The sequence below is a fragment of the Streptomyces sp. NPDC057136 genome, from assembly GCF_042670885.1.
Lineage (GTDB): Bacteria > Actinomycetota > Actinomycetes > Streptomycetales > Streptomycetaceae > Streptomyces.
The window spans coordinates 98,282-111,364 of the sequence record NZ_JBHUUV010000002.1; the positions used below are offsets into that span (position 1 = coordinate 98,282).

Consider the following 13,083-nt stretch of genomic DNA (forward strand, 5'->3'; position numbering starts at 1 on the left):
GACCTATTCAGGAGTCCTCGTCGTGTCCGCTTCCCGACGTCCGTACGCCACCCTCACCGCCCTGCTCGTCCTCGCCCTCACCGGCTGCTCCACCGAGCCGGCCCCACCCCACGAGGCCCGTGGTGCGGGAGGCCCCCAGCCCACGCCGGTGGCCGGGCATACGGAGGCGCCCAGGCCCGCGGAGATCCCGGCGCTCGGCCCGCGGACCAGGGCCGCGATTCCGGCCACCGCGCGGCAGGCTGTCGTCGTCACCGGCGAGGCCCGCGACTCCAACCAGTCCACCGCCGTCCTCTACACCCGGGGCGACCTCGCCAAGGGATGGAGGGCGGCGGCCGGTCCCTGGCCCGCGCACAACGGTCTGGAGGGCTGGACGGACTTCCATGTGGTGGACGACCTCAAGTCGCCGATCGGCGTCTACACCCTCTCCGACGCGGGCGGGCTGCTCCCCGACCCGGGGGCCCTGCTCCCGTACGACGAGCATCCCCGTTTCGCGCTGAGCGGGGAGGGCTTCCTCGGGGAGCCGCTCGAAGGGTCCTTCGACTACGTCGTCGCCATCGACTACAACCGCACGCCCGGCGTCACCCCCCTCGACCGTGAGCGTCCGCTCGGCGAGGACCGGGGCGGCGGTATCTGGCTCCATGTGGACCACGGCGGCCCGACCCAGGGCTGCGTCTCGATTCCCGAGGACCGGATGAAGGAACTCCTTCTCGCCCTCGACCCGGCGAGCAAGTACGAGACTGGTTGGGGGGCCGCTAACACACGGCGGCATTGCGGCGCGGGGCGGCAGACGCGCGGGCGGGGACCGCAGATGCGGTCCCGGCCCTCTGTCGTCGCGTGGGTGTGGCTACGCGGGCTTCTCCTCCAGGCGCGGGAACAGCACCGCACCCTTCGTCACCGTCGCCCCGGCGGGCAGCCGGCCCCAGGTGCCCGCGTCCTGCACCCGCTGGTCGGCCAGCGCGCCCAGGGACTCCTCGGCGCCCAGGGACTCCCACAGCTGCTGCGAGGTCTCCGGCATCACCGAATTCAGCAGGACGGCCACACCGCGCAGCGCCTCGGCGGCGGTGTACAGGATCGTCGCGAGGCGGGCCTGGCCCTCCGGGGACGTGTCCTTGGCGACCTTCCAGGGCTCCTGCTCGGTGATGTAGCCGTTGACCTGCTTCACGAAGTCGAAGATCGCCAGGATGCCGGCCTGGAAGTCGAGCTCCTCGCCGATCTTCCGGTCGGCGGTGGCGACGGCCTTCGCCAGACCATCCTGCACGGCCTGCTCGGCGTCACCGGCGGCCGTGGCCTCCGGGAGTGCCCCGCCGAAGTACTTGCCGACCATGGCGGCGAGGCGCGAGGCCAGGTTGCCGTAGTCGTTGGCGAGCTCGGAGGTGTAGCGGGCGGCGAAGTCCTCCCACGAGAACGAGCCGTCGTTGCCGTACGCGATCGCGCGCAGGAAGTACCAGCGGTACGCGTCCACGCCGAAGTGCGAGGTCAGATCCTGCGGCTTGATGCCGGTCAGGTTCGACTTGGACATCTTCTCGCCGCCGACCATCAGCCAGCCGTTGGCGACGACCTTGCCGGGCAGCGGCAGCCCCTGCGCCATCAGCATCGCGGGCCAGATCACCGAGTGGAAGCGCAGGATGTCCTTGCCGATCAGGTGCACGTCGGCAGGGAAGGTGTTCTCGAACTTCTCCTGGTTGGCGCCGTAGCCGACCGCCGTCGCGTAGTTGAGCAGCGCGTCGACCCAGACGTAGATCACGTGCTTCTCGTCCCACGGCACCGGGACGCCCCAGTCGAAGGTCGAGCGCGAGATCGACAGGTCCTGGAGGCCCTGCGTGACGAAGTTCAGCACCTCGTTGCGGGCGGACTCGGGCTGGATGAAGCCGGGGTTGGCCGCGTAGAACTCCAGCAGCTTCGGGCCGTACTCGCTCAGCTTGAAGAAGTAGTTCTCCTCCTTGAGGAGCTCCACCGGCTTCTTGTGGACGGGGCACAGCTTGGTGCCGTCCTCGGCCTCGATGAGGTCGCCCGGGAGCTTGTACTCCTCACAGCCCACGCAGTACGGGCCTTCGTACCCGCCCTTGTAGATCTGGTCCTTGTCGTACAGGTCCTGCACGAACTCCTGCACACGGTCGGTGTGCCGCTTCTCCGTCGTACGGATGAAGTCGTCGTTCGAGATGTTCAGGTGCTCCCAGAGGGGCTTCCATGCCTCCTCGACGAGCTTGTCGCACCATGCCTGCGGGGTGACGTTGTTCGCCTCGGCCGTACGCATGATCTTCTGACCGTGCTCGTCCGTGCCGGTGAGGAACCACACCTTCTCGCCGCGCTGACGGTGCCAGCGCGTGAGCACGTCGCCTGCGACGGTCGTATAGGCGTGGCCCAGGTGAGGAGCGTCGTTGACGTAGTAAATGGGGGTCGAGACGTAGAACGCCTTCGACTCCTGCTTCTCGGTTCCAGTGGCCGCCATGGTCGAAATCCTAACGGCCCTCGGCTGATCCCCTCGCACGGATAACGACGACGGCGGTACCCGGCCGCTGGGGCGGGCACCGCCGTGACTGTGATTGCGCCGGTGGATCAGCTGCTGGTGACGTCCTCGCGGGCGGCGGTCCAGGCGGGAAGAGCGGACAGGATTTCCCGGTAGAACGTGGCGTCCGGGACCTCGCGCGGCGCCGGGCCCGCGTGGAAGAACGCGGCGTTCTCGACATCGAGCCTGCGCAGGAAGTCGAAGCCCTTGGCGTCCTCGTCACCGAAGGCGACGAACTGGAAGAACAGCGGCAGCCGGGCCGCCTCGGACAGCGCCTGCTTTGCGGCCTGCTTGGCGTCCGGCGGGCCGTCCGTCTGGAAGATCACGAGGGCGGGACCGGTGGCCTCCGACTTCTCGTAGTGCGCGACGATCTCCTCGACGGCCCGGTGGTAGTTGGTACGTCCCAGGCGGCCGAGCCCGGCGTGCAGCTCGTCGATCCGGCCCTCGTGGGCGGTGAGGTCGACCGCTCCGGTGCCGTCGATGTCGGTCGAGAAGAAGACGACGGGCACGGTGGCGTTCTCGTCGAGGTGCGCGGCGAGGGCCAGGGTGCGGTCGCCCAGGTGCTGGGCGCTGCCGTCCTTGTAGAACGGCCGCATGGACCCGGACCGGTCGAGCACCAGGTACACGGTGGCGCGGAGTCCGGTCAGCCCGTGCTCCTTGAGCCCGGCCTGCGCGGCCTTGTACGAGTCGACGAGCTGGGGCGCGAGGGTCTTTACCCGGGCGAAAGCCACGGCGGGCTTGGCGGCGCCGGTGACCGCGGGGGCCTCGGCGACGGGCTCCGGGGTGGGCTCCGCGGCGACGGGCTCCGCGGCGGTGGGCTCCACGGCGACGGGCTCCGCGGGCGGGATCATGGCGCACACGGGCTCGGCCACCGGCTCGGCGGCGGGCTCGGGGGCTGCCTCCGGGGTCGGCTCTGCGGCCGGCTCCGGGAGGGCCTCGACCACGGCGGCCGGTTCGACCTTGACCTCGACCTCGACCTCGACCTCGGCGGCGGGCTCGGGGGCTGCCTCCGGGGTCGGCTCGGGGGTCGGCTCGGCCTCGGCCGCCGGGATCGCGGCGGCTACCGGTTCCGGCTCCGTGACCGATTCGGCGACCGGTTCCGGCTCCGTGACCGGTTCGGCGACCGGTTCGGCGACCGGCTCAGCGACCGGCTCCGGGGCGGGCTTCGTGTCGGGGGCCGAGCCCTGGGCCGGGACCGTGGGCGTGGCGGCGGGGGTGGACGACGAAGCGGCGGCCGCCTTGTCGAAGGCAGCCGCCACCAGGTCCGAGGCCCGTCCGCTCTCCTGCTCGCCGGACCGCGCGGCCGGCGTGGTCGCCGAGGCGGAAGAAGCGGAAGAAGCGGAAGAAGTGGAGGCGGAGGAAGCGGAGGGAGAAGTCGAGGGGGAGGAGGAGGCCGGGGCGGGCACCGACGCCTTCACGGCCGGTGCGGGCTCGGCCGCCGAAGTCGTCTCCGGCTCCGGCTCCGTGGGCTGGGTGCGCTCGGCCTGGGAGGGGACGGCGGCCGTGGCCGACTCGTCCTGCTCCGTGCGGCCGAACACCTTGCGCAGCAAGCTCCGAATGCCCATGGGCCAAGCCTTTCGCATGAGTTGGGTGCGGTATATGTCCGCCCTGCGGGAATTGCTCCCTGACCACGACGGATACGTAAGGTTAGCGGCCGGATCCGGCCGTTCGGCGGCACGGCCCGCCCCGTGGACAACTGAGCCTCAACCGAGCCCCAACCGAGGCATTACCGAATTCCGGCCATACGCGGATCGCAGCGGTGGCCCGGACTTCACCCCGCGTTCACCGGGAGTCCCTCGTACCGCGTGAATGCGCACCTACCGTCACGCAGGACACACAGATGGAGGGAATCCACGTGCGCAATCTGCTGCCGCTCATCAGCTCGCATCCGGGCGGGCGCTCTGGGCTGACCTGCCGCTATCGCTGCGGCGACGCCTGCTTCCAGGAGATACCGAACACCAGCGACAACGAGTACGCCGGCGATGTCATCGCCGGTGCCCTGTCGCGCCGGTCGATGATGCGCGCCGCCGCCGTGGTGACCGTTGCCGCTGCTGCCGGGACCGCTGCTCTCGCCGGTCCGGCCGCCCCGCAGGCCGAGGCCGCTGCCCTCGCCGGGTCGGGCCGTTCGCCGAAGTACCCGCACAAGCCCGGCGTTTCGGGCGCCCGTGGTCTGCGCTTCGCTCCCGTGGCCCCCAATAAGGACGACAAGGTGACCGTCCCGGACGGTTACGAGCAGAATCTCGTGATCCGCTGGGGCGAGCCGATTCTGCGCGGCGCCCCCGCCTTCGACCCGGACCGTCAGACGGCGAAGGCGCAGGCGGGTCAGTTCGGTTACAACAACGACTTCCTCTCGCTGCTCCCGCTCCGTGGTGAGCACGGCCGTCAGGTCCTGGTCGCCAATCATGAGTACACGGACGAGAACCTCATGTTCCGTGGATATGATCCGGCCAATCCGACCCGTGAGCAGGTCGAGATCGCCTGGGCGGCGCACGGACTCTCCGTCGTCGTGGTCCAGGAGGAGCACCGCACCGGCAAGCTCGGCGCCGTCGGCCGTCACCCGCTGAACCGCCGCCTCACCGCGACCAGCGAGTTCAAGGTCACCGGTCCGGCCGCGGGCAGCCCCCTGCTGCGTACCTCCGCCGACGCGTCCGGCCGCAAGGTCCTCGGCACGCTGAACAACTGCGCGGGCGGCACCACGCCGTGGGGCACCACGCTGCACGGCGAGGAGAACTTCAACCAGTACTTCGCCAACGGTTCGAGCGTCACCGACAAGCGGTACGGCATCGGTTCGACCACCACCGAGCGCAAGTGGGAGCGGTTCGACAAGCGCTTCGACGTCGCGCAGGAGCCCAACGAGCCGCACCGCCACGGCTGGGTCGTCGAACTCGACCCGTTCGACCCGGATTCCACCCCGCGCAAGCGGACCGCGCTGGGCCGCTTCAAGCACGAGGCGGCGCAGCCCCGGCTGACCTCCGACGGCCGCCCGGTCGTCTACATGGGCGACGACGAACGCTTCGACTACTTCTACAAGTTCGTCTCCGGCAAGCAGATGAAGAAGGGGAACTCGCGGGCCGCCCACGAGCACAACCTGACGCTGCTGGACGAGGGCACGCTGTACGTCGCCAAGCTGACCGGCGACTCCCCGGCGGCCGAGTTCGACGGCACCGGAAAGCTGCCGTCCGACGGCGAGTTCGACGGCAGCGGCGTGTGGATTCCGCTGGCAACCGGCACCACCTCGCACGTGCCCGGTATGACGGCCGAAGAGGTGTACGTCTTCACCCGTCTGGCCGGTGACAAGGTCGGCGCCACGAAGATGGACCGCCCCGAGGACGTCGAGCCCTCGCCGCGCACCGGCCGCGTCTACATCGCCCTCACCAACAACACCGACCGCGGCAAGGCCGGTAAGGCCGGCGCGGACGAGGCGAACCCGCGCAACCTCAACAAGCACGGCCAGGTCCTGGAGCTGGCGGAGCACTGGGACGACCCGGCGGGCGACGGTTTCGCCTGGCGGCTCTTCCTCGTCGCGGGCGACCCGAACGACCCCTCGACGTACTTCGCGGGCTTCCCCAAGGAGAAGGTCAGCGCCATCTCCTGCCCGGACAACGTGGCCTTCGACGACCACGGCAACCTGTGGATCTCCACGGACGGTAACCAGCTCGGTTCCCACGACGGCCTCTTCGGTGTCGCGACGCAGGGCGAACGGCGCGGTGAGCTGAAGCAGTTCCTCACCGTCCCGACCGGCGCCGAGACCTGTGGTCCGGTGATCCAGGACCGTCGAGTCCTGGTCGCCGTGCAGCACCCGGGCGAGATCGACGGCGCGACCGTCGACAAGCCGGCGAGCAGCTGGCCGGACGGCCCGGGGAAGATCGTCCGCCCGTCCGTCGTCGCCGTATGGCGCAAGGACGGCAGCGACATCGGCGTCTGATCGCGCCCGGTTCCCACTGACGAACCCGGCAAAACATCAGCCCTGTGCCCATGAGGTGCAGGGCTGATGTGCGTCGTAAAAATGTTCGTACGCGACCCCGATGTGTCTTGTTAGCGTGGCCCGGCCGGTGGGGTGACGGCCAGTCAGTCCTCCGTGACCTGCACGTTTCTCACGAAGGGCCCCCCATGGGAATACCGTCCCGCAGAACACGTCTGGCGGCCTGTGCCGTGGCGGCAGGGGCGATGCTGTCGGCATTCGTCCCCGCCACCGGCGCCACCGCCGTCCCCACCACCCCCCGCACGGCAGCCGTGGCAGCGGACGATCCGGTACCCGGCAACGAAGGAATGCCTGACGACGGCTTCGAGAACGAACCCGAGGGCGAGCAGGACGACCTCGCCCCTGCCGCACCGTCGGCCCAGGCCGACGCCGGGGTGCAGGCCGCCCCGGTGCCCGGCCGGGCCGGAGACTTCCACCTGGCGGCGGGTTCCAGCCTCACGGGCCTCGTCAACCAGCTCGACGCCGCACTGCCCAAGCAGGGCCTCACCGAGCTCATGGAGCAGGCGAACCGGCCCGCAGGCTGGGAGGGGGCCTGCGGCACCGCCGGTATCTACGGTCCCGATCTGGCGACCAATCACCGCGTCTGCTGGCAGAACGACGACGCCATCTCCAGCGAATGGGTACCGCAGGCCATCACCGGGGTATCGGACGCCCAGGAGGACGAGGACTGGGGTACGTCCAACGCCGAGCCGATAGCCGTGGCGGGGTACGACGCCGAGAACCCCGGCCGCAGCGACTACGTCGGGAACGCCGACAACTGCGTCCAGGACTCCGCCTCCGATGCCTGCAACGAGAAGGGCATCCGGGTCAGCTTCTTCAACCAGGCCACCCAGATGTACCGGCACGTGCTGCTGGTCTGGCCCTACGTCAACTCCAAGAGCAACATCTCCTTCGACGCGCTGCACGCGCGTGAGGGCAAGTGCACGACCAGCGTGACGGCCTCCTGCAAGGCGCAGAACGGCATTCACGCCGGGGGCATGGTCTGGTACGGCGACTACCTGTACGTCGCCGACACCGCCAACGGCATGCGCGTCTTCGACATGCGCAAGATCATGGACCTCAACCCGGACAACAATGCCGACGTCAACGACCCGACGCCGGACGGCCTGGTCAGCGATGTTCTGGAGAAGAAGCGGGTCGGCCGTCAGAGCAACGTCTGGTACGGCTACGGCTACCGCTACGTCATGCCCCAGGTCGCCACGCTGAAGTTCACCACGGCGAAGCCCAGCGGGACCACCAGCGGCAACCAGTGCTACGCCACCGGCCGCCCGAAGGCCTCGTACATCTCACTGGACCGGACGGATACGGACCACATGGTCCTCGGTGAGTACTGCAACACGAACAACGGTGGCACCAGCCCCGGACGTGTCGGCACCTACCCGATGACCGCCCTGACGGCCGCGGTCGAGGGGGCCGCCGGGACGGGCGCCAGTGCCGACCTCGCGTACGGCCTGCCGACCGGCGCCACCTTCGGCGGCGAGGACCTGTGGCACAAGATCCAGGGCGTCACGCGGTACGAGGACAAGTGGTACTTCCACCGCAGCAACGCCTATGACAACGGGCGGCTGCTCCAGGCCACCCCGCAGTCGGTCGACGGCACGACCCAGCTCGTCGGCAACCCGAAGATCCTGGAGTCCTCCTTCGGTCCCGAGGACCTCTATCTCGCGCACGGACGGGGAGACGGCTTCGCCCCGCAGCTCTGGTCGCTCAGCGAGCACGCCCCGAGCAAGTGCGGTTCGTGCAAGCGTGAGTTGTACAGCTACAACATGTCCGAGGTCATCGGCGACTTCGGTTCCTGATCCACCGCGATCCCGGCCGGGCGCCGTACGGGCGGACGAAAAGTCCGCTTGTACGGCGCCCGCGCGTGTGCGCCGCATTAGAGTCGGTCCCATGGTTTCCGGTGAGGCACCGCAGGCGGAGGGCAGCGTCCGCGTCGACGTCTGGATCTGGTCGGTCCGGCTGACGAAGACCCGGTCGCAGGCCGCGGCCGCCTGCCGGGCAGGACATGCGCGGGTCAACGGTGACCGGGCCAAGCCCGCGCAGGCACTGCACGCCGGCGACGAGGTACGGCTCAGGCACGACGGCCGGGACCGGATCGTGGTCGTGTCGAAGCTCGTGAAGAAGCGGGTCGGCCCTCCGGTGGCGGCCGAGTGTTTCGTCGACAACAGCCCGCCTCCGCCGCCGCGCGAGATCGCACTCCAGGTCCCGGTCCGCGACCGCGGGACGGGCCGCCCCACCAAGCGCGACCGGCGCGAGATGGAGCGCCTTCAGGAGCGGGGCCCCGGACCGGACCAGTGACGGGTGACCAGTGACTGGCGATTCTGACCGGTCACTCTGCGTGTTTCACGTGAAACACGCAGCCCGGCCCTGGCCGAAGGAGGGACCCTACGGCTGGGGCGAGGCGATCGCCCTGGCCGCCGCCACTTCCTGACGCAGCGGCTCCAGCACGCTGTCCTCGTCACCCGGCAGCTCGGCCCGCACCTCCACCAGCTCCTCGCTCGACCGCAGCCCCTCCGACAGCTCCCGCAGTTGCTGCTCGACCGCGGCCACCTCGGCGGGCAGCGGCGCCGCTGCCCCGTGGTTGACCCGGACCCGGGCCGCCGTCGTCGCGTCCACGATCCGTTCGACGGCGACGACCAGCGGCCACCAGGCGGCGGCGCGCGCCCCGACCGGAGGCGGTTCCGTCAGGGCCCGCTGGAACTCGGACCGTACGGCCGACAGGTCGCGGTAGAGCCGGCGCCGGGTCCGGACCCGTTCCGCCTGGTCGGCTTCGAGGCCGTCGAATGCGCACGCCACATAGTCGGCGATGTCCGTCACCGCGTCCGCGAGCCGGGAGCCGATCCGGGTGTGCCAGCTCTCCGGCCAGAGCAGATAGCCGGCCACGAGCACGATGGCGCAGCCGATCAGACTGTCCAGGAGCCGCGGCTGGACGAGGTCGATGCCCTGGTGGTTCAGCAGGTCGGACAGCAGCAGGATGACCGGGGTGATGGCCGCGGTCTGGAAGGCGTACCCCTTCGCCGTGAGCGCCGGGATGAGCGCGGCGAGCACCACCATGACCGGCACGTCCCACCACCCGATGGGCACCTCGGCCAGTACCGGCGCCGCGATGACCAGCCCGGCCGCCGTGCCCACCGCGCGCAGCACGGCCCGGGAGAAGACCGAGCCGAAGTCCGGCTTGAGGACGAAGGTGACGGTCAGCGCGACCCAGTAGGACCGTTCCACGGCGATCAGCGAGGTGAGCGCCTGGGCCAGGCCGATACAGAGGGCCAGACGCAGCCCGTACCGCCAGGACGTCTCGGAGGACAGCACATTGCGGGCCACCCGCCGGATGCGTACGCCGAGTGCGGCGGGCCGTCCGAGCCGGTCGTCCACGTTGTACGGATCGGGTTCGGCCTTGTGGACGACGGCCGCCGCATGCCGCAGGGCACTGTCCACCGCGCGCGTGGCGGGCGTTTCGGGGGCCGGGAGGTCGAGTACCGGTGCGCCGCTGCGGCTCTGCTCGACGTCGTCCGCCAGCGCGCGCACCGCCGCCGGAATCAGGCCGGGCAGCGGGCGCCGCGTCAGATGGACGGCGGGCGCGGCCTCGACGAGCGGGATGACGACGTTGAGCTGGGACAGCAGCCGCACCATGGAGGTGCTGCGCCCGTGGTAGCGCGCCCGACGGGCGAGGACGAGGTCGTAGGAGGCGTTCAGTGACTGGGTGACGGCCTGGCGCCGCTCCTCGTACGCGGGAGTGCCGGCGGCGGCCAGCAGGTCGGCGATGGCCCGGTAGGTGTCGGCCACGGCGGCCCGTTCGGGGAGCTTTCCGCGCAACGGCCAGGCCAGCAGCGTCAGGACGAGCACCACGAGGCCGCCGAGAGTCAGCAGCAGCGGGGCCACCCACCATGGGTTCGGCATGGGAAGCCCGGCGCCGACCACCGAGTTGAGCAGAAGCAGCAGGCCGGATACCGAGGCCACGGCTCCGATCGTCGACATCATCCCGGAGACCAGGGCGATGGCGGTGAGCACGGCGACGGCCGCCCAGCCGGTATCGAAGACGAGGGTGCCGAGCATCATGCCCAGCGCGCCGAACAGCTGCGGTACGGCGATGTTGAGGATGCGCATCCGGTAGGCGTCGGCCGTGTCGCCGATGACACCGGACAGCGCGCCCATCGAGACGAGCGCGCCGTACGTCGGCCGGTCGACGGCGAAGCCGACGGCGAGCGGGGCGGCCAGCGCCACGGAGGCGCGTGCGACGGCGGCCCAGGGGATGGGGGCGGTCTGCGGGCGCAGTCCGCTCAGCAGCCAGGGCGGCGGTGCCGCGCGCTTCCGTTCGGCGTCGGCCCCGGCCACTGCGTGCCCCCTCCTGCTCAGTCAGCTCTTGTAGTTCTCGACCTCTTCGGCCGGCCGGACCTTCGCCGTTGACGGGTCCTCACCGAATTCGCTGAGGGCTCGGCGGCGGCGCAGGAGGTCCCAGCACTGATCGAGCCGGACCTCCACCGTATGCAGCCTGGCCTTCTCCTCGGCGGAGAGGCCCATCTTCGCGGTGGAACGGTCGCGCAGGGACCGTTCCTCGGAAATCAGCTCGTCGATGTTGTCGAAGATGTCCTGGTCGGCCATGACGCCGCCTCTCTCGGTTGTGGGGATTGCGGGGGGTCAGGAGTGCGGTCAGAGCACGAAGAGGGTTTTGCCGCGCGCACCGCCCATACGGTTCTCGGCGAGCGCCTGCGGGGCCTTCTCCAGCGGGAGTTCGATGGAGATCGGCACGCTCAGCGCACCGCTCGCGGTGGCCTTCGCGAGAGTGGCGAGCAGGACGGCCGTCGGGGCCAGCCGGAAGTCGGCGCATCTGGGGCCTCTCGTCCCGGCGGGGCCGGCTGCCGGACCGGCGGCGCCCCGGGTGCTGAGGGCGACGCCTCCGGTGCGTACGAGCGCGGCGTGCGGGGCGAAGGAGGCCGGATCGGTGGAGACGAGGTCGACGAGCGCGTCGACGCCGTCCGGGCACACCTCGCGTACCGCCGCTTCGAGGGACCCGGTTCCGGCCGTCGTATCGATGGTGACAGCGGCCCCCAGCGCGCCCATCCGGGTCCGCTCGTCGCCGCGTACCGCCGCGAGCACGCGCACGTCACGGGCGGTGGCGAGCTGGGTCAGACAGCTGCCGACGCCGCCTGCCGCACCTATGACGAGCAGTCGCCCGCCGGGGCGTACGGCCGCGGCCTCCAGGATCTGGGCTGCGGCCATCCCGGCCGAGGGGAGTGCGGCGGCGAGCCGCAGCGGCAGCTCGCGCGGGGCCGGGACGATCAGGGAGTCGTGCGGTACGGAGGCGTACTCGCAGTACGTTCCCGTGCCCAGAGCCGTCGTCGTGACCCGGCCGAGGACCGGGTCGCCGACCCGGAAGGGGTTGTCGCCGCTGCCGATCATGTCGACCCTGCCCGCGAAGTCCACGCCGATGACCAGCGGGAACACCTGCTGTGCCGGATCGCCCCCGGCGCCGTCGGCGGTCTGCCAGTCGTGCGGGTTGAGCGCCGCGTACTCGATCTTCACCCGCACCTCGCCCGCCGCGGGCTCCGGCTTGGGGAGTTCGACGAGACCGGGCTCCGCGCGGAACGCGCTGACGGCGATGGCTCGCATGCGGAAGACCTCTCAGTCGCCCCCGACACTCACGATTCCCACTGTCGCCCGGCCTGCGCGGGAGCGCACGTCGGACTCCGCGGGGCTCCCGGCCTCTCACGGAACCGGCCGCCCCGCCTGCCGCGGCCGGGCCGCCCGGCGCGTCAGCAGCACCCGCGCCACCACCGCACCGACCGCCAGCACCGCCCCGACAAGCAGCACCACCCACACCGTCGTCCGCAGCGAGGCGGTCAGCGCGTCGAACACCGCCGCGGCCCCGTCCCGGTCGCTTCCCGGCACCGCGTCCAGCACCCGGTTCCGGCCGACCGCGACCAGCACCCGCAGCACGAGTGCGCCGAGCACCAGACCCGCCCCCGCGACCGAGGCGGCGAACAGCGCGCCCCGCAGTCCGCGCCGTACCGCCGCCATGCCCACCATCAGGACGAGCAGCACCAGGGTGCCGACCGCGGGCCAGACGCTGCAGTACCGCAGCCATCCGGCATTGCCGCGCAGCTCGTCCGCGCGGTCGGCGGAGAGCAGAGTGATATCGGTGTGCTGGACGGGAATCTGATCCGCGAACGGCACGCCGTCCTTGACCAGCTCCTGCTTGACCTGCTCGATCACCGGAGCCAGATCGATGGTCACGGCCTCCCCGCTGTCACTGTCCAGTGCCTCGGTCACCGTCTCGTGGGAGGTCCGGTTGGCGAGGTCCCAGGCGTTCTGGAACGCCTCCGTCGTCGTGAAGGACTGCACGGCACCGCGCAGCAGCTCCTCGACGGCGTCCTGGAGCGGCCCAACGTCGAGCCGCTTCATCGCCTCGTCCGTGATCAGGTCGGCCACGGTGCTCTGCACGTCGGGGTCGGAGGCGAGCGGGGAGAGGGAGGCGACATACCGCTCGGTGTCGTCGATCTCCAGGTCGACCCAGGCCGCGAAGGCGCTCAGGGGCACCAGAACGGCGAGCAGGACGAGCATGACTGCCGACAGGGCCACGGATAGGTAGGTGCGCACA

The 13,083-nt window shown here is 70.7% G+C and carries 9 protein-coding genes and 1 pseudogene; 4 read left to right on the top strand and 6 right to left on the bottom strand.

What is annotated here, in order from left to right:
• Positions 1–22: 22 nt before the first annotated feature.
• Positions 23–724 (top strand): annotated as a pseudogene (locus ACFT7S_RS02970) (L,D-transpeptidase family protein); the annotation flags it as partial.
• A 120-nt stretch (positions 725–844) separates the two neighbouring features.
• Here ACFT7S_RS02970 and metG read toward each other — a convergent pair.
• Together metG and ACFT7S_RS02980 are read right to left on the bottom strand one after the other, a co-directional pair.
• Positions 845–2,449, bottom strand: coding sequence for a methionine--tRNA ligase (gene metG / locus ACFT7S_RS02975; protein ID WP_382726130.1), 1,605 nt, complete (start codon positions 2,447–2,449; stop codon positions 845–847).
• Between the two features lie 107 nt (positions 2,450–2,556).
• A complete protein-coding gene (locus ACFT7S_RS02980) occupies positions 2,557–4,071 on the bottom strand; it encodes a VWA domain-containing protein (RefSeq protein WP_382726132.1) in 1,515 nt (504 codons plus the stop codon).
• 290 nt (positions 4,072–4,361) lie between these two features.
• Between ACFT7S_RS02980 and ACFT7S_RS02985 the strand changes: the two genes are divergently transcribed.
• From ACFT7S_RS02985 to ACFT7S_RS02995, 3 genes are all read left to right on the top strand, one after another.
• Positions 4,362–6,431, top strand: a complete 2,070-nt coding sequence (locus ACFT7S_RS02985; RefSeq protein WP_382726797.1) for a PhoX family protein — start codon at positions 4,362–4,364, stop codon at positions 6,429–6,431.
• Positions 6,432–6,616: 185 nt separating this feature from the next.
• Positions 6,617–8,287 carry a hypothetical protein gene (locus tag ACFT7S_RS02990; RefSeq protein ID WP_382726135.1) on the top strand — a complete coding sequence of 557 codons (1,671 nt, stop codon included), beginning with the start codon at positions 6,617–6,619 and terminating at the stop codon, positions 8,285–8,287.
• A 91-nt stretch (positions 8,288–8,378) separates the two neighbouring features.
• Positions 8,379–8,786, top strand: a complete 408-nt coding sequence (locus tag ACFT7S_RS02995) for an RNA-binding S4 domain-containing protein (RefSeq protein WP_382726137.1) — start codon at positions 8,379–8,381, stop codon at positions 8,784–8,786.
• An 87-nt stretch (positions 8,787–8,873) separates the two neighbouring features.
• Here ACFT7S_RS02995 and ACFT7S_RS03000 read toward each other — a convergent pair whose 3' ends face one another.
• The 4 genes from ACFT7S_RS03000 to ACFT7S_RS03015 form a co-directional block, all read right to left on the bottom strand.
• Positions 8,874–10,820, bottom strand: coding sequence for an FUSC family protein (locus tag ACFT7S_RS03000; RefSeq protein ID WP_382726140.1), 1,947 nt, complete (start codon positions 10,818–10,820; stop codon positions 8,874–8,876).
• Positions 10,821–10,841: 21 nt separating this feature from the next.
• Positions 10,842–11,087 (bottom strand): DUF2630 family protein, encoded by a 246-nt coding sequence (locus tag ACFT7S_RS03005; protein WP_382726141.1) that lies wholly within the window; start codon positions 11,085–11,087, stop codon positions 10,842–10,844.
• A gap of 48 nt (positions 11,088–11,135) precedes the next feature.
• The gene (locus ACFT7S_RS03010) at positions 11,136–12,095 is read right to left on the bottom strand and encodes an NADP-dependent oxidoreductase (RefSeq protein ID WP_382726144.1); all 960 of its coding nucleotides are present in this window, start codon (positions 12,093–12,095) and stop codon (positions 11,136–11,138) included.
• Positions 12,096–12,191: 96 nt separating this feature from the next.
• Positions 12,192–13,082 (bottom strand): hypothetical protein, encoded by an 891-nt coding sequence (locus tag ACFT7S_RS03015; protein WP_382726147.1) that lies wholly within the window; start codon positions 13,080–13,082, stop codon positions 12,192–12,194.
• Position 13,083 lies beyond the last annotated feature (1 nt).